Origin of the sequence: Bradyrhizobium sp. 164 (genome assembly GCF_023073715.1) — a bacterium.
Classification (GTDB): domain Bacteria; phylum Pseudomonadota; class Alphaproteobacteria; order Rhizobiales; family Xanthobacteraceae; genus Bradyrhizobium.
Genome location: NZ_JADPKA010000050.1, coordinates 242172 through 261652, shown reverse-complemented (window position 1 = coordinate 261652; position 19481 = coordinate 242172). Strand labels below are relative to the sequence as shown.

19 protein-coding genes and 2 pseudogenes are annotated in these 19481 nt (G+C 64.2%); 19 read left to right on the top strand and 2 right to left on the bottom strand.

The window, feature by feature from the left end:
• The first annotated feature begins 252 nt into the window (after positions 1-252).
• From IVB01_RS18535 to alr, 3 genes are all read left to right on the top strand, one after another.
• The gene (locus IVB01_RS18535) at positions 253-1503 is read left to right on the top strand and encodes a cyclopropane-fatty-acyl-phospholipid synthase family protein (protein WP_247281628.1); all 1251 of its coding nucleotides are present in this window, start codon (positions 253-255) and stop codon (positions 1501-1503) included.
• A gap of 756 nt (positions 1504-2259) precedes the next feature.
• Positions 2260-3765 (top strand): replicative DNA helicase, encoded by a 1506-nt coding sequence (locus IVB01_RS18530; protein WP_247281630.1) that lies wholly within the window; start codon positions 2260-2262, stop codon positions 3763-3765.
• A 56-nt stretch (positions 3766-3821) separates the two neighbouring features.
• A complete protein-coding gene (alr, locus tag IVB01_RS18525) occupies positions 3822-5099 on the top strand; it encodes an alanine racemase (RefSeq protein ID WP_247281688.1) in 1278 nt (425 codons plus the stop codon).
• Positions 5100-5111: 12 nt separating this feature from the next.
• Here alr and IVB01_RS18520 read toward each other — a convergent pair whose 3' ends face one another.
• Positions 5112-5330: a cysteine rich repeat-containing protein gene (locus IVB01_RS18520; RefSeq protein ID WP_247281631.1), complete on the bottom strand. Its 219-nt coding sequence runs from the start codon at positions 5328-5330 to the stop codon at positions 5112-5114.
• A gap of 39 nt (positions 5331-5369) precedes the next feature.
• On the opposite strand from IVB01_RS18520, the gene IVB01_RS18515 reads away from it, so the two are divergent.
• Positions 5370-6140 (top strand): exodeoxyribonuclease III, encoded by a 771-nt coding sequence (locus tag IVB01_RS18515; protein WP_247281632.1) that lies wholly within the window; start codon positions 5370-5372, stop codon positions 6138-6140.
• Positions 6141-6144: 4 nt separating this feature from the next.
• On the opposite strand, the pseudogene IVB01_RS18510 reads toward IVB01_RS18515, so the two are convergent.
• Positions 6145-6506 (bottom strand): annotated as a pseudogene (locus IVB01_RS18510) (GFA family protein).
• Positions 6507-6838: 332 nt separating this feature from the next.
• On the opposite strand from IVB01_RS18510, the gene IVB01_RS18505 reads away from it, so the two are divergent.
• The 15 genes and pseudogenes from IVB01_RS18505 to IVB01_RS18435 all read left to right on the top strand — a co-directional run bounded on the left by IVB01_RS18505 (position 6839) and on the right by IVB01_RS18435 (position 19412).
• Positions 6839-7579, top strand: a complete 741-nt coding sequence (locus tag IVB01_RS18505; protein WP_247281633.1) for a FadR/GntR family transcriptional regulator — start codon at positions 6839-6841, stop codon at positions 7577-7579.
• Positions 7580-7606: 27 nt separating this feature from the next.
• Positions 7607-8533, top strand: a pseudogene (locus tag IVB01_RS18500) (NAD(P)-dependent oxidoreductase); the annotation flags it as partial.
• Positions 8534-8543: 10 nt separating this feature from the next.
• Complete coding sequence (locus IVB01_RS18495; RefSeq protein WP_247281635.1) at positions 8544-9227, top strand: amino acid ABC transporter permease; 684 nt, start codon at positions 8544-8546, stop codon at positions 9225-9227.
• A 7-nt stretch (positions 9228-9234) separates the two neighbouring features.
• On the top strand, positions 9235-9903 hold the full coding sequence (locus IVB01_RS18490; protein ID WP_247281636.1) for an amino acid ABC transporter permease: 669 nt from the start codon (positions 9235-9237) through the stop codon (positions 9901-9903).
• A gap of 1 nt (position 9904) precedes the next feature.
• Complete coding sequence (locus IVB01_RS18485) at positions 9905-10663, top strand: amino acid ABC transporter ATP-binding protein (protein WP_247281637.1); 759 nt, start codon at positions 9905-9907, stop codon at positions 10661-10663.
• A gap of 19 nt (positions 10664-10682) precedes the next feature.
• Positions 10683-11474: a transporter substrate-binding domain-containing protein gene (locus IVB01_RS18480; protein ID WP_247281638.1), complete on the top strand. Its 792-nt coding sequence runs from the start codon at positions 10683-10685 to the stop codon at positions 11472-11474.
• A 68-nt stretch (positions 11475-11542) separates the two neighbouring features.
• Positions 11543-11989, top strand: a complete 447-nt coding sequence (rpiB, locus tag IVB01_RS18475; protein WP_212433903.1) for a ribose 5-phosphate isomerase B — start codon at positions 11543-11545, stop codon at positions 11987-11989.
• A gap of 260 nt (positions 11990-12249) precedes the next feature.
• Positions 12250-12969 carry a sulfite exporter TauE/SafE family protein gene (locus IVB01_RS18470; protein WP_247449270.1) on the top strand — a complete coding sequence of 240 codons (720 nt, stop codon included), beginning with the start codon at positions 12250-12252 and terminating at the stop codon, positions 12967-12969.
• A gap of 41 nt (positions 12970-13010) precedes the next feature.
• Complete coding sequence (locus IVB01_RS18465) at positions 13011-13211, top strand: hypothetical protein (RefSeq protein ID WP_247281640.1); 201 nt, start codon at positions 13011-13013, stop codon at positions 13209-13211.
• A gap of 27 nt (positions 13212-13238) precedes the next feature.
• A complete protein-coding gene (locus tag IVB01_RS18460) occupies positions 13239-13424 on the top strand; it encodes a hypothetical protein (RefSeq protein ID WP_247281641.1) in 186 nt (61 codons plus the stop codon).
• A 74-nt stretch (positions 13425-13498) separates the two neighbouring features.
• A complete protein-coding gene (radA, locus tag IVB01_RS18455) occupies positions 13499-14944 on the top strand; it encodes a DNA repair protein RadA (protein WP_247494723.1) in 1446 nt (481 codons plus the stop codon).
• 168 nt (positions 14945-15112) lie between these two features.
• Positions 15113-15742, top strand: coding sequence for a CvpA family protein (locus IVB01_RS18450; protein ID WP_018317599.1), 630 nt, complete (start codon positions 15113-15115; stop codon positions 15740-15742).
• 27 nt (positions 15743-15769) lie between these two features.
• Positions 15770-17293, top strand: coding sequence for an amidophosphoribosyltransferase (purF, locus tag IVB01_RS18445; protein WP_247281643.1), 1524 nt, complete (start codon positions 15770-15772; stop codon positions 17291-17293).
• A gap of 150 nt (positions 17294-17443) precedes the next feature.
• Positions 17444-18184 carry an SDR family NAD(P)-dependent oxidoreductase gene (locus tag IVB01_RS18440; RefSeq protein WP_247281644.1) on the top strand — a complete coding sequence of 247 codons (741 nt, stop codon included), beginning with the start codon at positions 17444-17446 and terminating at the stop codon, positions 18182-18184.
• Between the two features lie 79 nt (positions 18185-18263).
• Positions 18264-19412, top strand: a complete 1149-nt coding sequence (locus IVB01_RS18435; RefSeq protein ID WP_247281645.1) for a hypothetical protein — start codon at positions 18264-18266, stop codon at positions 19410-19412.
• Positions 19413-19481: the final 69 nt, after the last annotated feature.

Below are 19481 nucleotides of genomic sequence, written 5' to 3'. Positions count from 1 at the left end.
AGAGGTGCACCGGCATCCCGCGCGGCGGCGGTCACCTTTTATCCGATTGCGCCGCGAATGGAAGCAGGCCCGCGCGCAAGGATGTGATTAAGCGCTTTTCGAATATCGGCTTTGAGCACAGCGCAATGGCGGAGCCGGAACTGGCTCGCTAGATTTTAGATGCAAACGCATAGGAACCGCTGCGGCGCCTGGGCGTCAGATATGAAGGCCGGGTTAGTCGCATCTTTCGGGTCCGCTCGAGAGGAAATGCCGATGGACCGCTTGTTGCATAAGTTTCTGTCTCAATTCATCCGGCGCGGGTCGATGACGGTGACCAGCGCAAGCGGGACGACGTTCACCGTCGGTGACGGCTCCGGCGCCCCGGTCGCAGTCCGCTTCGTCACGAAAGACGCAGAACGAAAAATCCTCATCAATCCCGAACTCGGGCTTGGCGAAGCCTACATGGATGGCGAGTTCGTGGTCGAACACGGCACCATAGCTGATGCCCTCGCGATCCTGCTGGATCAACCCGACCTATTGCCGCAGTGGGCCAAACCGTGGTGGCACCTGCGCTATCTGACGCGCCACCTCAAGCAGTTCAATCCGCGCTCGCGCTCGCGCAGTAACGTGGCGCACCACTACGATCTCGACGCCCGGCTCTATTCGCTCTTTCTTGATGCCGACAAGCAATATAGCTGCGCCTATTTCGAGACGCCGGAGACGACGCTCGATGACGCGCAGCTCGCCAAGAAGCGGCACATCGCCGCGAAGCTGCTCGTCGGGGTCCGCCAGCGTGTGCTCGACATCGGCTCGGGCTGGGGCGGGCTCGGGCTCTATCTTGCCGAGATCGCGGGCGCCGACGTCACCGGCATCACTCTGTCAACCGAGCAATTGCGGATCGCCAATGCACGCGCCGCCGAAAAGGGGCTGACGGGCTCGGCCAAATTCCTGCTGCAGGACTACCGCGACATCGAAGGCCCATTCGACCGCATCGTCTCAGTCGGCATGTTCGAGCATGTCGGCGCCCGCTTCTACGACACCTACTTCCAGCGCTGCGCCGAGCTCCTGAGCGAGGACGGGGTCATGCTGCTGCATTCGATCGGCCGTTCGCAGGGACCGGACTCGACCAATCCCTGGATCGCCAAATACATCTTCCCCGGCGGCTACATCCCCGCGCTGTCCGAGGTGCTGCCGTCGATCGAGCGGGCGGGCCTATTGGTCTGCGACATCGAGATCCTGCGCCTGCACTACGCCGAGACGCTCAAAGCCTGGCGAGAGCGCTTCATGGCGCGGCGCGAGGAGGCCGTGCAGCTCTACGATGAGCGCTTCGCGCTGATGTGGGAGTTCTACCTGGCGGCCTGCGAAATGACCTTCCGCAAGCAGGCGATGATGAACTTCCAGATCCAGCTCACCCGGCGCCAGGGCATCGTGCCGATGACGCGCGACTACATCGCGCGCGAAGAGGCCCGGCTGCGGGCCATCGAGGGCGGCGCCAAGCCCAGGCTCAAGCTGGCAGGTGAATAGGCCCTAATGATGCAGGCCGGAAATCTGGGAAAGCCGCAAGGAGGCGCTTAGCGCCAGTTGCGTCCGCAATTCCAAAAGCACTTCAGGTGCAACCGGCTGACGCCGCACTTCAGGCCGCTCGGCGTGCTCCATGGCCGCGATCAGTCCAGCTAGCCAAAGCCGGCTGCCTGCCTCGCTTCGCCACATCTGCTGCTGCCGTTCTGGCCGCATCGCTTGCGTCTCCCTGCTGGCGGGTCGGGGACAACCCCCTGCCCGCCGGCCTGTTCCGGCTCTACCCGAAAGAATCCGGGAAGATGTGATCTGCTTCACACAAAGCTGGTCGGACTTGGCTTAGATCGTCGCCATGCGCAAAGAGACCCAAACCGCATTCGACGTGCAGAACGACCTCCGCACCGATTACGCCCTGATCGTCACTGGCGTCGGGGCGGCCTTGGCTGCGCTGGTCTACCTCCTGCTGGTCTGAATCCCAGCCGAAAGCTCCCAGCGTGCGTCAATTCGCGCGCTCTTCGATGGGTCTGCGCGCCAATCCATAAGGTTCACGGCTTCAGGCTTTTTCCACCGCGCGGGTGCGTCCGCTCCCAAGCCGCACCCGGTTCCGCGAAAATCCGTCAAGCGTGGGGCGTGCTGCGGCGGCCAATCATCCACCATTTTCACTGAACGGTTGATAGCGGTCAGCTTTTGCTTCCGCTTTCGCCTGCAGCGGCGCTTTATCCCCGCCCCGCATCCGCCCAAGAAAATTGCTAAGCACGTCCGACCATGGCCCTGACTGATTCGAACGTTCTCAAACTCGCGCCCGACGCCGGAACGCCCGCCTATCGGAGCGCGCCGCACAATATCGAGGCGGAACAGAGCCTCCTGGGCGCGATCCTAGTCAACAACGACGCCTTCTATCGCGTCTCCGACTTCCTGGAGGCGAAGCATTTCTTCGAGCCGCTACACCAGACCATTTTCGAGACCGCCGGCAGCCTGATCCGGATGGGCAAGATCGCGACGCCCGTCACGCTGAAGACGTTCCTTCCCGCCGATACCGATGTCGGCGGCATGACCATCGGGCAATATCTGGCGCGGCTCGCGGCCGAAGCGACCACCATCATCAACGCCCAGGATTACGGCCGCACCGTCTACGACCTGTCGCTCAGGCGCGACCTGATCGGCATCGGCGAGGACATGGTCAATGTCGCATACGACGCGCCCGTCGATTTCCAGCCGCGGGCGCAGATTGAGGACGCCGAACGCAAGCTCTACGAACTTGCCGAGTCTGGCCGTTATGACGGCGGTTTCCAGAAATTCTCGCAGGCGCTGACGGTCGCCGTCGATCTTGCGGCGAAGGCGTTCCAGCGCGACGGAAAGCTGTCAGGCATCTCGACGGGCCTGCGCGATCTCGACACCAAGATGGGCGGCTTGCAGCATTCCGACCTCATCATCGTGGCGGGACGTCCCGGTATGGGCAAGACCTCGCTGGCGACCAACATCGCCTACAACGTCGCGCAAGCCTATGTTCCGGAACTCCAGGCCGACGGCACCATGAAGGCCGCCAATGGCGGCGTGATCGGCTTTTTCTCCTGCGAAATGTCGGCCGACCAGCTCGCCACGCGTATCGTGGCCGAGCGCACCGGCATCCCCTCCTCGCACATCCGTCGCGGCGGCATCACGGAAGCCGATTTCGAGAAGATCCGCCAGGTCTCGATCGAGCTGCAATCGCTGCCGTTCTATGTCGACGCCACCGGCGGCCTGTCGATCGCGCAGCTAATGGCGCGCGCCCGCCGACTCAAGCGCCAGAAGGGCCTCGATCTCCTGGTGATCGACTACATCCAGCTGTTGTCCGGCTCAGGCAAGCGCGCCAGCGACAGCCGCGTGCAGGAAATCACGGAGATCACGACCAGCCTGAAGGCGCTGGCGAAGGAGCTCAACGTCCCCGTGATCGCGCTGTCTCAGCTTTCGCGTCAGGTGGAGTCGCGTGACGACAAGCGGCCGCAGCTCTCGGACCTGCGCGAATCCGGCTCGATCGAGCAGGACGCCGACGTCGTGCTGTTCGTGTTCCGCGAGGAATATTACCTCGCCATGAAGGAGCCGCGTCCCGGCACTGAGGAGCACGCCAAATGGCAGGCCGACATGGAACGCACGGTCGGCCGGGCCGAAGTCATCATCGGCAAGCAGCGCCATGGCCCGACCGGCACGGTCGAGCTGCACTTCGACGCCTCCGTCACCCGCTTCGGCGACCTCGCCCATGACGGCCAATTGCCGGATCGCAGCGACTATTAGAAACTGTTCCCCGGGTTGAACCCTTGGGGCCTCTTGCGTAAAACGGCGCCATGACAATGGCGTCCGACCCGAAAACGATCCCGCAATCCGGTCTTCTCTCCGCGGAGGCCAGTCAGGCTGCCGCGCTCGCCGCCTATGGCGGCGTGCTCACCGTCGATCTCGACGCCATCATCGCCAATTGGCGCAAACTCGAGAAGACGGCGGTGCCGGCCGAGTGCTCGGCGGTTATCAAGGCCGACGCCTATGGCTGCGGCGCCGCCGAAGTCGCGCGTGCCCTGAGCAAGGCCGGCTGCAAGACCTTCTTCGTCGCCACCATAGAGGAAGCGCGCAAGGTGCGCGCGGCCGTGCCGGAGCCCACGATCTACGTGCTCAGCGGCTATTTCCAGAACACCGGCGAGCACTATGCGAAGATCAACTGCCGGCCGGTGATCGGCGACCTCAACGAGCTCGCCGAATGGGACGTGTTCTGCCGCCGCACCGGCTGGACCGGAGGCGCCGCTGTTCACATCGACACCGGCATGAACCGGCTCGGCCTGACGCTTGCGGAAGCGCAGGCCATCATCCCCCGCATCAATGCCGGCGATCACGGCATCACGCTGGTGATGAGCCATTTGGTCTCGGCCGAGCAGCTCAACAGCCCGGTGAATGCAAGACAACTCGCAGCCTTCCGCGGCATCGCCAGCGAGTTCTCCGGCGTGCCGGCGGCGCTCGCCAATTCCTCCGGCATCTTCCTGGGCGCGCCCTTCCAGTTCGACATGGTGCGGCCTGGGGCCGCACTCTACGGCGTCAATCCGACGCCGGAGGCCGATAATCCGATGCAGCAAGTCGTGGATCTCAAGGCGCGCATCGTGCAGATCCGCACCATCGAGCGCGGCGAGACCGTCGGCTATGGCGGCACCTGGACCGCACGGCGGCCGACCAAGCTCGCGATCATCGCGGTCGGCTATGCCGACGGCTATTTCCGCGCCGCCAGCTCCAATGACGGCACCCGCGGCGCCGAAGTCATCGTGGCCGGAAAACGCTGCCCGGTCGCGGGCCGCATCTCGATGGACCTGATCGCAATCGATATCACCGACCTGCCGCCGAACGCGGCGCGGCGCGGCCACATGGTGACGCTGCTCGGCGAGGGCATTACCGTCGACGAGCTCGCGCATCATTTCGGCACGATCGGCTATGAGGTGCTGACCAGCCTCGGCCGCCGCTATGCCCGCCTCTACAAGGGCGGCAATATCGTGGAGCCGGTGACAAAGCCAGCTGCCGCACAGGCAGTTGAGCAGCCGCCCTCCCCGCCGTCGATCGAGCAGCCGGCAAGCCCGCCGCCGCTGCGGAGCTGAACTGCTCCTCGCTTACTTCTTTTTCCGGTTGTCCAGCGCCGCCTTGCAGGTCGCGCTGAGCTGATCGCGCTTGCCGTTCAGACAGGCGACGATGCCGCCGCCGGGCGCGATGCCGGCGCAGAATTTGTCATAGTCCGCCTTGCACGCGCCGCGCGGATCGGACGATTGTGCCGATGCGCCTCCGGAGAACGCGACGACAAGTGCGATGGCAATAAAGCTCAACTTGGACATTGTGTCTCCGGAATCGGAAGGCAGAAGCGTCAGCCCTACATGAAGATTGCGACATTCAACATCAACAACGTCAGTCGCCGCCTGCCCAATCTCTTGGCATGGCTGCGGATCGCGAAGCCCGATGTCGTCGCGCTTCAGGAGTTGAAGGCAAGTGATGGCGAATTTCCGGCGGCGGCCATCGAAAAAGCCGGCTATGGCGCAGTCTGGCGTGGACAAAAGACCTGGAACGGCGTCGCCATCCTCGCCCGCAGCGCCGAGCCGGTGCTCACCCGCGACCGCTTGCCGGGGACGACCGACGATCACGAAGCCCGCTACATCGAAGCCGCCGTCCGCGGCGTCATCGTCACGAGTATCTATCTGCCGAACGGCAACCCGCAGCCCGGGCCGAAATTCGATTACAAGCTGGACTGGTTCGCGCGGCTGAGGCGCCACGCCAAGAGCTTCATCAAGCAGGAGCTACCGGTGGTGCTCGCCGGCGACTACAACGTCGCGCCGACGGCGATCGACATCTATCCGACGCGCTCATGGGACAAGGATGCGCTGATCCAGCCGAAGAGCCGTGCGGCGTTTGCCTCACTGGTCGAACAAGGCTGGTGCGACGCGATCCGCGAACTGCATCCCGAAGAGCGCATCTACACGTTCTGGGACTACAAGCGAAACCGCTGGCCGCGCGATGCGGGCCTGCGGCTTGATCATCTATTGCTCAGCCCTGCCCTCGCCCCGCGCCTGGTCAAAGCCGGCGTCGACAAGAAGATCCGCGGCGAGGATGGCGCGAGCGATCACGCGCCGGCGTGGATCGTGTTGCGGTGACTCCTCACCACAGATTCCTGCCGTCGATCACGTTCACCGGTACCGCGTCCAAATCGAAATCGTCGAACAGGCGCGCATTCACGGCGACCTTGGGATTGTCGAAATCGGGCTTGCCCGTCGACCAGTCCGGCGATTCCGAATAGGTGCCGCAGCCGCAATTCGCACAGAAGTGATGCTTGACGGAGCGGCTGCCCCAGAGATAGGTCGCGACGTTGTCGGGGGCAGGCGGAACTGCGCCGGCGTGTAATAGGCCCATAGCGCGCCGCGCTTGGTGCAGAGCGTGCAGGTGCAGCGCGTCACGCTCGACGGCGCCTCCGTCACCTCGAACACCGTCTCACCGCAATGACAGCTTGCCTCGATCGGCATGATCCTCTCTCCGTTTTAGTCAGGACATGGTCGTAGCCGGCCGCTGCTGCCAACATGCTGTCAGCAGCCTCGCCATTGGGTTTCAAAACCCACGCGGATGGCGGTCATCCGGTCGCTCCAACAGAACATGGAAAACAACCCCATGCACAGTAGCCCACCCCTATCCGCTCAATGGGTTACGCGTATTCCGATTCCATTTGACTCGTCGGCCTCCAAGCCGGCCGTCTGGAAGCAGTTCGCGCATTTTCCGACCCATTCAATGTTGAGCCTCTTGACCTCAGCGGTGCTGGTTATCATACTGGTCTGACCAGGATCAGACCAAGAGACGTGGGATGGAGCTCAAGCGGGCGGTCGAAGGCGAAAAAGGGTTCGAGAAGGTGTTCGCCTTCTTGCGCGAGCGCCTGCTGGCGGGCTCGCTCAAGCCCGGCGACCGGCTGATTTCCGAACGCGAGCTGGCGACCCTGCTCGGCGTCAGCCGGCCGATTGTCCGCGAAGCGCTGCGGGCCCTGACCGTCCTCGGCATCGTCGAGATCCGCCACCGCATCGGCACCGTGGTGACGCGGCCGGACGTCTCCGTGCTGAATGACTTCTTCACCTTCGCGCTGGCCCAACAGGCGGACATGCTCGATGACGTCATGCAGGCCCGCGTGGCGATTGAATGCCAGGCGATCAGGCTGGCCTGCGAACGCGCCAACATAGCCGATTTCGAACGTCTCCAACGCGCGCTGGCAAAAATCGGGGAAACGATCGACGAGGCGGATGCCGGCGGCATGGCCGACTTCGACTTCCATCGCGCTATCGTCGTCGCCTCGCATTCGGAGACGTTGACGGTTCTACACAGTTCGATGGGAGGCCTGTTGACGCATTCGCATCGCAGCCGCCGCGAGCTGGTCCAGGCTTTCCCGTCGATGAAGACGTATCTGATCGATGATCATCGGCGCATCTTCGAAGCGGTCATTGCACGTGATCCGGAGCGCGCAGATGCGACGCTGCGCAAGCATTTTGCCATCGGCGACGAATACCGGCGGCGCGCCGTTGCCGGCGACATCGACAAGACCAGCGCCTCAGGTTGATCGCGGCAGGCCAATCAAGCAAGAAACCAATCAAGCAAGAAACGGACTGACACCATGGGACGGAACGACAAGGGCAATGTCGGCTTCATAGGCATCGGCACGATGGGACGCGAGATGGTGCGCAACCTTCTGGCGGCCGGACACGCGGTTCGCGTCTTCGATCTGAACGAAGTCGCGCTGGCGGAAAGCGTCAAGGAAGGTGCGACCCGCACCAACAGCCCCGCCGACGCCGCGCAAGGCGCCGAGATCGTCATCACCATGCTGCCCGACACGCCCCATGTCGAGGCGACCATTTACGGCGACCATGGGCTCCTGAAGTCCCCTCCTCCCGGCAAGCTGATCGTCGACATGAGCACGATCTCGCCGGTCGCCGTCCGTCGTATCCATGCCGAGCTGCAAAAAGCCGGTGTCGGCTTCATCGACGCGCCGGTCTCGGGCGGGCCTGTGGGCGCCAAGAACGCTGCGCTGTCGATCATGGCCGGTGGCGATGCCGAAGCCTTTGCCAAAGCCGAGCCGTTCTTCCGTGCGATGGGCACGACCATCACGCATGTCGGAGCCTCCGGCGCTGGCCAGACCGTCAAACTCTGCAACCAGCTGATCTGCGGCATCAACATCCAGGCCATTTGCGAGGCGGTTGCGCTCGGGCGCGCCTCGGGGGTCGATCTCAACCTGCTGCGTCGGGTGCTGCTCGGCGGCTCGGCTGCCTCGTGGATGCTCGACAAGCTCGGCCCGTCCATGATCGAGGGCGACGTCGGCGCCGGCTTCCGCATCGACCTGATGCTGAAAGATCTGCGCCTGGTGCAGGAGCACGCGCAGGCGCTGAACGTGCCGCTGCCCGGCACTGCGCTCGTCACCAGTCAATATGTCGATGCGCGCGCGCATGGCGAAGGCAGCAACGGCAACCAGGCGCTGTTCCGCGTCTATGACCGCATGACCAACCAGGTGACGGGCTGAACCCGATACGATGACCCTCCAACTCGACTTTCCCGCAGTGCTGGAGCGCTGGCCAAGTTTTCTGGCCGGTGCCGCGCTCACGTTGGAGTTGGCATTCTTCGCGACCGTGCTCGGCGCCCTGCTCGGAACGCTTGCGGCGGTCGGGCGCGGCACGCATAACGCGCTGATCGCGGGCGCCTGCAAGGTCTATGTCGAGACCATCCGCAACACCCCACTGCTCGTGCAGATCTTCCTGGTTTATTTCGGCCTCGCCAGCCTTGGCCTAAAGTACTCCGCCTTCACCGTGGCGGTGGCCGCGCTGACCATCAATGTCGGCGCCTATACCGCCGAGATCATGCGGGCCGGCTTCGAGGCGATCCCGCGCGGACAGATCGAGGCCGCCGAAGGGCTGGCACTGTCGCGTCTCCAGATCTACTGGCACATCATCCTGCTGCCGGCGATCGAGAAGGTTTATCCGGCGCTGACCAGCCAATTCGTGCTGCTGATGCTGGCCTCCTCGGTCTGCTCGCAGATCTCGGCCGAGGAGCTCACCGCGGTCGCGAACTACATCCAGTCGGACACGTATCGCGCCTTCGAGACCTACATCATCGTGGCCGTTCTCTACGTCATCCTGTCGTTGGTGATGCGCGCGGGCTTCTGGGGCCTCGGCCTCGTGCTGTTTCCGCGCCGACGCCGGCTCGGCACGCCGTTGTGAGATGACCATGGGCGGACATCTCAACATCAATCATCTGATGTTCCTCGGCCAGGGCGCGCTGTGGACGATCGGATTGTCCATGATCGCGCTGATCGGCGGCGGCATCGTCGGCTTCGTGATTGCGCTGGCGCGTATCTCGCCGCTCAAATCGGTGCGGATCGCCAGTGCCGTCTATGTCCAGCTCGTCCAGGGCACGCCGCTGCTCGTCATTCTGTTCCTCGGCTATTTCGGCTTGGCCGCCATCGGCCTGAAGGTCTCGCCGCTCGCGGCGGCCGGCGCCTCGCTGACGCTCTATGTTGCCGCCTATCTCGGCGAGATCTGGCGCGGCTGCATCGAGTCCGTGCCGAAGCCGCAATGGGAGGCTGCCGAAGGCCTGGCGCTGAGCCGGACCCAGCGCATGATGAAGGTGATCCTGCCGCAGGCGATCCGCATCGCGACGCCTCCGACCGTCGGCTTCATGGTGCAGATCATCAAGAACACCTCGCTCGCCTCCGTCGTTGGCTTCGTCGAGCTGATGCGCTCGGGCCAGATCGTCAACAACTCGCTGTTCGAGCCGTTCGCCATCTACGCCATCATCGCCGCCACCTACTTCGCCATGTGCTATCCCCTGTCGCTGTTCAGCCAGAGGCTGGAACGGCGGATGGGGTATGGCAGGTCCAACCTCGCGCCGGCCTGACATGCAACAAAACGCCCTCTCCTCCGAGCCCATCGTGTCACTTCGCGACGTGCAGAAAAGCTTTGGCCCGCTGCGGGTGCTCGACGGCGTCTCCTTTGCCGTCGAACGCGGCGAGGTGCTGGCGCTGATCGGACGCTCCGGCTCCGGCAAGAGCACGGCGCTGCGCTGCATCGACCGCTTCGAGAAGGTCGACGGCGGCGAGATCGTCGTCTGCGGACACCGGGTCGACCGACCGGACGTCGATCTGCGTGCGCTGCGCCAGGACGTCGGCATCGTGTTCCAGAGCTACAATCTGTTTCCGCACCTCACGATCGAGCAGAACATCACGCTCGCGCCGTGTGCCGTGAAGGGCCTGACCGCTTCGCAAGCCAAGGACCTCGCGCGAAAAGTGCTCGCACAGGTCGGGCTCGAGGAGAAACTGCATGCCTATCCCGAACAGCTCTCGGGCGGCCAGCAGCAGCGCGCCGCGATCGCCCGCTCGCTTGCCATGCAGCCGAAGGTGATGCTGTTCGACGAGGTCACTTCCGCGCTCGATCCGGAGCTCACCGGCGAAGTGCTGAAGGTGATCGAGCAACTCGCGGCTGATGGCATGACCATGGTGATGGTCACCCACGAGATGGGCTTTGCCAAAGGCATCGCCGACCGAATCGTCTTCATGCATCGCGGCAAGGTCCACGAGACTGGGCCCGCCTCGATCCTGACGTCGCCGGTAACGCCCGAGCTCATGCAATTCGTGGGCACGGGAAACCTGAAATCATAATAGGAGAGGAGAACCAAGGATGACAAACAAGACATTGCTGGGGGCGGCCGCGCTGTGCTGCCTCGTCATGATATCAGCCACGCCGGCATCTGCCGATCTGCTCGACGACATCACGAAGGCGAAGAAAATCCGCATCTCGACGGACCTTGCCATTCCGCCCTCGGGCATGATGGATTCCACGATGAAGCCGACCGGCTCCGACGTCGAAGTCGCCCAGCTGCTCGCCAAGGATTGGGGGCTCGAGCTGGAATTCATCCAGACCACCGGCGCGACCCGGATCCCCAACGTCCTGACCGGCAAGGCGGACATCATCATCTCGACCCTGTCGGTGACGCCGGACCGCGCCAAAGTGATCGACTTCACCAAGCGCTATGCGACGCTGCAATCCGATGTCGGCTGCCTGAAATCGTCGGCCGTCAAGGACTGGCCCGACCTGAAGGACAAGCCGATCGGCGTCTCGCGCGGCACCACGCAGGACACGACGCTGTCCAACATGAAGGACAAGGACCTCAAGATCGCCCGCTACGACGATGATGCCACGATGGTGACGGCGGCCGTCTCCGGCCAGGTCGACTGCGTCGCCTCGTCCGCGACGATCATCAACCAGATTGGGGTGAAGAACCCCTCGCGGGTGTTCGAGTCCAGGATTCCGCTGGCGACCTTCGACCTCGCCATCGGCCTGAAGAAGGGCGAGCAGCGCCTGATGGACAAGCTCAACGCCTGGATCACCGAGAACGTCAAGAACGGCAAGCTCAACGCGATCTACAAGAAATTCCACGGCGTCGAACTGCCGCCCGACATGCGCAGCTGAATCAAACGGACAATCGTGACAGCCGCATACGGCTGTCACGATCAATGCAAGCTCAAGAAGGATATTACATGCGTCTCGTCATCGGATCCGACCACGCCGGCTGGCCGCTCAAGCAGACCGTCATCGATCACATCCGCAAGCTCGGCCACGACGTTATCGACGTCGGCTCCTATGACGACAAGCCGGTGGACTTCCCCGACATCGCGCGCGCGGTGGCGCAGAAGGTGACTTCGGGCGAAGCCGCACGCGGCATCATGGTGTGCGGCACCGGCGTCGGCGCCTCGATCGCGGCCAACAAAATGAAGGGCATCCGCGCCGCGGTCTGCCATGACGTCCATTCCGCCCATCAGAGCGTCGAGCACGACGACGTCAACGTCATGTGCATCGGCGCGCAGATCGTCGGCGCCTGGCTCGCTGTGGATCTCGTGTCCTCCTACCTCTCGGCCGAATTCTCGACCGACGAGGATTTCCGCCGCCGCGTGGAGAAGCTGCGCGTCATGGACGAGCAAGGCTGACCGCCTCTCCATGACCCTGGTGTTCGGCTCGCCGGCCGATACGATGGGGCCGGCGATACCTTTGTCGGCGCATTCGCAGCCATGCTCAGGGAAAGCGTGTCGCTGCAGCGCGCTCGTGGTAAGCTGCAAAGCCGCGGCATTGAAATGTCTCAAAGCCGGCCAGACCGGCATGCCGATGCGTCGCGCGATCGGTTCCCTCGCCTCACGGATCGCCCATATCGCTGGGCGCGGCTAAACTCTCCCGATTCGCGGAGCCCATTTTGGCCTTTCTCTTCGTCCTCAGCGTCGGCCTCATCGCCGGCACCATCTCCGGCATCGTCGGCACCGGCTCGTCGATCATGCTGATGCCGGTGCTGGTCTATGCCTACGGGCCGAAGGAAGCCGTGCCGATCATGGCGGTGGCCTCTGTGATGGCGAACTTTTCACGGATTTTGGCGTGGTGGCGCGAGGTCGACTGGCGGGCTTGCGTGGCCTATTCGGTGACGGGCATTCCGGCCGCAGCGCTCGGCGCACGGACGCTGCTGGCGCTGCCCGCGCACGCGGTCGATCTCACCATCGGCATCTTCCTGATCGCGATGGTTCCGGTGCGACACTGGTTGGCGCAGCACGACCTGAAGGCCAATCTCTGGCATCTCGCGATCGGCGGCGCCGTCATCGGCTATCTCACCGGCATCGTGGTCTCGACTGGCCCGCTCAGCGTGCCCTTGTTTCTGTTTTACGGGCTCAGCAAGGGCGCCTTCCTCGCGACTGAAGCTGCCTCCTCGCTTGGCCTCTACTTCGCGAAATCCGTGACCTTCGAGCGCTTCGGCGCCCTGACCGGCGAGGTCTTCGTCAAGGGCCTGATCGCGGGCGCCTCGCTGATGTCGGGCGCCTTCGTCGCGAAGCGTTTCGTGCTGCACCTGAAGCCGGAGATGTTTCGCCTGCTGATGGATGGCATCATGCTGGCGGCGGGCTTGACGATGCTGTTCAACGCGTTCTGACTGCGCTCCCTTCGAGACATATCGCCGAGAAGGACCAATGCATGCACACAGTGCCCCTGATTGTCGCTGCCGCCGGCATCGTCCTTTCCGCACCACAGCCGACTTTCGCCGCGCAGCCGTTCGACGGTTTATGGGCTCTAACCAAGCAGGATTGCCGCGACAAGAACGCCCCGGACAGCAAGACGATGATCGATCTCGACAACGCCATCAAGGGCAAGCCGGCCCCGCTGATCGATCGGTAAGAAAACCACTGCCGCGTCGACCGCACAGTGCCGGCCGGCGACGGCCTTGTGCTGTCCGCCACCTGCTTCGAATTCTCGGACGACTTCACCAGAGGCGCGAACGGCAGCAAGGTCGCGATCAAGTTGGCCCCGGGCGCAAACGGCGCGATCAAGATCGACGGGAGGCCATACGTGCTGTGCAAGCGCAAGGACGAGTTGCCAAGAGCGCGATAGCGGGAGACGGTTCGCAACTTCGGGTCTGATCGTGCTAAGCACGCCGCACCCAAAGTAGCGACTCACTTCGTTCCATGGCCAAGAGCACCCTCTCCTTCGTCTGCCAGAACTGCGGCGCGGCCTATAATCGCTGGCAGGGTAAGTGCGAGTCCTGCGGCGAGTGGAACACGCTGGCCGAGGAGGACACCAGCGGCAGCGTGCCGGTGTCGATCCGTTCCAAACGCAAGGGACGGACGTTTGCGCTGGAGAGCCTTGCCGGAAGAAGCCCGGATGCGCCGCGTTTGTCGTCAGGGATGACCGAGCTCGACCGCGTCACCGGCGGCGGGTTCGTCCGCGGCTCGGTGCTGCTGGTCGGCGGCGATCCCGGCATCGGCAAATCCACCCTGCTGACGCAGGCGACAAGCCTGCTGGCGCGCGCCGGCCACCGCGTCGTCTACATCTCCGGTGAAGAGGCGGTCGCGCAGGTGCGCCTGCGCGCAGAGCGGCTTGGGCTGTCGGATGCGCCGGTGCAGCTCGCCGCCGAGACTTCGGTGGAGGACATCGTGTCGACGCTGTCGGAGGGCGCGGTCCCTCGGCTGATCGTGATCGACTCGATCCAGACGATGTGGACCGACACGGTGGAATCCGCGCCCGGCACCGTGACCCAGGTCCGTGCCTCGGCGCAGGCGCTGATCCGCTTTGCCAAGAAGACCGGTGCTGCCATCATCCTGGTCGGCCATGTCACCAAGGACGGCCAGATCGCCGGCCCCCGCGTGGTCGAGCACATGGTCGATGCCGTGATGTCGTTCGAGGGCGAAGGCTCGCAGCAATTCCGCATCCTCCGTGCCGTGAAGAACCGGTTCGGGCCGACCGACGAGATCGGCGTGTTCGAGATGACGGGCCTCGGCCTGCGCGAGGTCACCAACCCCTCCGAGCTGTTCCTGTCCGAGCGCGATCTCGGCACGCCCGGCACCGCCGTGTTCGCAGGAATCGAGGGCACAAGGCCCGTCCTGGTGGAATTGCAGGCACTCGTGGCCCCGACCTCGCTCGGCACCCCGCGCCGGGCCGTGGTCGGCTGGGACCCGAGCCGGCTCTCGATGCTGCTGGCGGTGCTGGAAGCCCATTGCGGGGTCAAGCTGTCCGGCCATGACGTCTATCTCAATGTCGCCGGCGGCCTGCGCATCAACGAGCCGGCGGCGGATCTGGCCGCTGCGGCGGCACTGGTGTCGTCCCTGGTTAATGCGCAGTTACCGACCGATGCCGTCTATTTCGGTGAGATCTCGCTGTCCGGCGTGGTCCGCCCCGTCGCGCAGACCCCAGCCCGGCTGAAGGAAGCGGCAAAACTCGGCTTCCAGCGCGCCGTGCTGCCCGAATCGGCCCGGGGTGAGACCAGCGCCGATGCCGGGTTGTCGCTGAACGCGGTCAACAGCCTGACGACATTGGTGGCCGAAATCGCCGCCCGCGGCTCGCGCCGGGGCGAATCGAACGGGCCGGCAGAGAAAAATGCCACACCGGCAAGATTCCGCCGTGGAGATGGTTAGCCGGAGGTGACGTCGGAGGCCCCCGCCGCTATACAGCCGTCACAAAAGCAGCATGGGATTGCGTGGTTGCGGCCTTGCCGGGAACGCCGTCTGCCCGTCTTTTAGGGCAGCGGCCAAACACCGATTCGCTAGAGCACCTTTGAGAGTACGAGCGGACCAGACCAGCCGATGCCAGTAACACTCCTCGACCTGATCCTGCTCGGTGTGATGCTGATTTCGGGCCTGCTCGCCATGGTCCGCGGCTTCATGCGCGAAATCCTGTCGATCGCAGCCTGGGGCGCTGCCGCGATCGTCACGCTGTACTCCTTCTCGAAGCTGCTGCCGACCGCCAAGACCTATTTCAACAACGACACTGTGGCGAGCGTGGTCGTGGTCGCCGGCGTATTCGTGGGCACCCTGGTCGTGGTCTCCGTGATCACGGTCCGAATCTCGGACATGATCCTGGATTCGCGCATCGGCGCGCTGGACCGCACGCTCGGCTTCCTGTTTGGCCTGGCTCGCGGGCTTTTGATCGTCGTGGTCGCCTTCCTGTTCTTCACCTGGCTGGTTCCAGACAAGCAGCGTCCGGACTGGGTTACAGGGGCGAAATCCCGCGTGGTGCTCCAGGGAACCGGGGATTGGCTGATGGCCCTCTTGCCCGACGACCCCGAGAACACCATCTTGAAGAGATTCAAGAAAAACAAACCAGATGATGATCAAGCTGAATCCGAGCAGCAGCCTTCGGGCAGTGGCGACGGATACAGTAAACCGGCTCGTGACAGCCTGAAAAAGCTGATCGAGAAACCTGCGGCGCGTTGATTGGCCCTAAAGAAAGGCGCGGACGAGATGCGACACCCTGACCAGGACGCCCAGCTTGATCTCGATCCAAGGGCCGGTTTGGGCCCGGCCGCTCTGGAGGTCCAGGACGATCTGGAGGGGGATACGCTGCGAGAGGAATGCGGCGTGTTCGGCATCTACGGCCATCCCGATGCCGCCGCCATCACCGCGCTCGGTCTCCACGCTCTTCAGCACCGCGGCCAGGAAGCCGCCGGCATCGTCTCCTACGACGGCAGCCGCTTTCACTCGGAACGCCGCCTCGGCCTCGTCGGCGACACCTTCTCCCGCCGCGAGGTGATCGACCGCCTGCCCGGCAATGTCGCGGTCGGCCATGTCCGTTACTCCACCACCGGCGCCACCATCCTGCGCAACGTGCAGCCGCTGTTCGCCGAGCTCAACGCCGGCGGTCTTGCCGTCGCGCATAACGGCAACCTCACCAACGGCCTGACACTGCGCCGCGAGCTCGTGAAGAACGGCGCGATGATGCAGTCGACCACCGACACCGAGGTGATCCTGCATTTGGTTGCGCGCTCCAAGCGCAGCCGTTTCATCGAGCGCTATGTCGACGCGCTGCGCGAGATCGAAGGTGCCTATGCGCTGGTCTCGCTGACCAACAAGAAGCTGGTCGGCGCGCGCGATCCGCGCGGCATTCGTCCGCTCGTGCTCGGCGAGCTCGACGGCTGTCCGATCCTGACCTCGGAGACCTGCGCCCTCGACATCATCGGCGCGCGCTTCGTGCGCGACATCGAGCCCGGCGAAGTCATCGTGTTCGACGAGAACGGCCAGGACATCCACAAGCCGTTCCCGCCGATGGCGCCCCGCCCCTGCATCTTCGAATATATCTACTTCTCCCGTCCGGATTCCATCGTCCACGGCCGTTCGGTCTACGAGGTGCGCAAGAACTTCGGTGCGCAGCTCGCGCGCGAGAGCCACGTGCCGGTCGACGTCGTGGTGCCGGTGCCGGATTCCGGCGTACCCGCGGCGGTCGGCTACAGCCAGTTCTCCGGCGTGCCGTTCGAGCTCGGCATCATCCGCAACCATTATGTCGGCCGTACCTTCATCCAGCCGACGCAGGCGATCCGCGAATCCGGCGTGCGCATGAAGCACTCGGCCAACCGGGCTGCGATCGAAGGCAAGCGTATCATCCTGATCGACGACTCCCTGGTGCGCGGCACCACCTCGAAGAAGATCGTGCGCATGATGCGCGATGCGGGTGCGACCGAAGTGCACTTCCGCCTCGCTTCGCCGCCGATCCTCTATCCCGATTATTACGGCATCGACCTGCCCGACCGCGGCGGCCTGCTCGCGGCGACGCATTCACTCGAGGAGATGCGCGAGATCATCGGCGCAGACTCGCTCGCCTTCCTGTCGATCGACGGCATGTACCGCGCCATGGGCGAACCGGGCCGCGATCCCGCCAATCCGAAATTCTCGGACCACTGCTTCACCGGGGCGTATCCGACCCATCTCACCGACCAGACCCAGACCGAGCCGCAGCCGCGGCAGCTCTCGCTGCTGGCGGAGGCGAGCTGACCACTGTCATTCCGGGGCGCGCGCAGCGCGAACCCGGAATCTCGAGATCGTGTCGTAAGCTCTGGATTCCGGGGTCGGTCCTGCGGACCGCCCCGGAATGACGAGACCATGGGGGCTTGTCCCGGCCATCCACGCCTGTAAAACCCCGCCATGACCAAACCCCTCACCGACCGCATCGCTCTCGTCACCGGCGCCTCGCGCGGCATCGGCTTCGCCACGGCCAAGGCCCTCGCTAAAGCCGGCGCGCATATCGTGGCGGTGGCGCGCACGCAGGGCGGGCTGGAGGAGCTCGACGACGAGATCCGGAAAGACGGCGGCAGCGCCACCTTGGTGCCGCTCAACCTCATCGACTCCGACGGCATCGCTCGGCTGGGCGCAGGCCTGCACGAGCGCTACGGCAAGCTCGACATCCTGGTGGGCAATGCCGGCGTGCTCGGCCCGTCCTCGCCGGTCGGCCATATCGAGCTGAAGGCCTTCAACGACGTGATGGCCGTGAACGTCTCCGCGAACTTCCAGCTGATCCGCTGCATGGAGCCGCTGCTGAAGCAGTCCGATGCCGGCCGCGCCGTGTTCATCACCTCGGGTGCGGCCAACAAGGCTACCGCCTATGTCAGCCCCTACGCGGCGTCCAAGGCCGCACTGGAAACGCTGGCCCGCGCCTGGGCGCAGGAGACCGCGAACACGAAACTGCGCGTCAACCTGTTCAACCCCGGCCCGGTCCGCACCCGCATGCGCGCCACCCTGATGCCGGGTGAGGATCCGGCGACGCTCGACACGCCCGAGCAGGTGGCCGAATTCATCGTGCCGATGTGCACGCCCGACTGGACCGAGACCGGCAAGTTCTACGATTACAAGACGCGCAGCCTGATGAGCTTCCGCGCGCCGGCCTGATTGACTCGGATGCCTCCCCGCGATTGACTGCCGCCGCTCAAACGGCAGCAAGCCGCAAAGCCAAAAAAGGGAGGTTGTCATGGCGCCATGGCATGATCGCGCAGGCCCTGCGCGTGCGCTCGCAAATGTCTCTCGAGCTTTCTTCGTCCTGATCGCAGCCAGCGCATTCGCGCTTCCCGTTGCCGCAACCGCCGGCGACGTCCCGACCTTCGCGGTCGATGCCTCCTGGCCAAAGCAGTTGCCGAACAACTGGATCCTTGGCCAGGTCGGCGGCATCACCGCCGACTGGCAGGGCCACATCTGGGTAATCCATCGCCCGCGCTCGCTGACGGACGACGAGAAAGGCGCGAGCCTCAATCCGTCGCGCTCGAAATGCTGCGTGTCGGCACCGCCCGTGCTCGAATTCGACAGCGATGGCAATCTGCTGCGGTCCTGGGGCGGTCCGGGCCAGGGTTATGAATGGGTCGGCCGCGAGCACGGCATCGAGGTCGACGAGCGCGGCTTCGTCTGGGTCGGCGGCAATGCCGACAACGACAACGCGATCCTGAAGTTCACGCTCGATGGCAAGTTCGTCGCCCAGATCGGCAAATTCGCGCCGAGCCTCGGCAGCAACGACACGACGCAGCTTGGCAAACCCGCTGAGACTGCGATCGACAAGGAGGCAAACGAGATCTACGTCGCCGACGGCTACGGCAACCGCCGCGTCATCGTGTTCGACGCGACGACGCTCGCCTACAAGCGGCACTGGGGCGCCTATGGCAACAAGCCTGATGACGCCAAGCAGGCACCCTACGATCCCAAGGCGCCGGCGGCCCAGCAATTCGGCAACCCGGTCCATTGCGTGAAGCTCGCCAATGACGGACTGGTTTACGTCTGCGATCGCATCAACAACCGTATCCAGGTGTTCCGGAAGGACGGCAGCTTCGTGAAGGAGTTCTTCTACGAGAAGAACACGCTCGGCAACGGCGCCGTCTGGGACGTCGCGATCTGGCCTGATCCGAAGCAGACCTATATGCTCACTGCCGATGGCGAGAACAACGAGATCAGGGTGATCAAGCGCGAGGACGGCAGCGTGGTCGGCAGCTTCGGGCACAACGGCCGCAACGCCGGCCAATTCCACTGGGTGCACGCCATGGCGATCGACGGCAAGGGTAACGTGTATACCGCCGAGGTTGACACCGGAAAGCGCATCCAGAAGTTCAGGCTGACATCGGACGCGCTCAAATAGCGACTTGACGCATTTTGCCCAAAAGTTAACCGATGGATGACGCTACGACGCAGCGTCATCCGGCTTTAG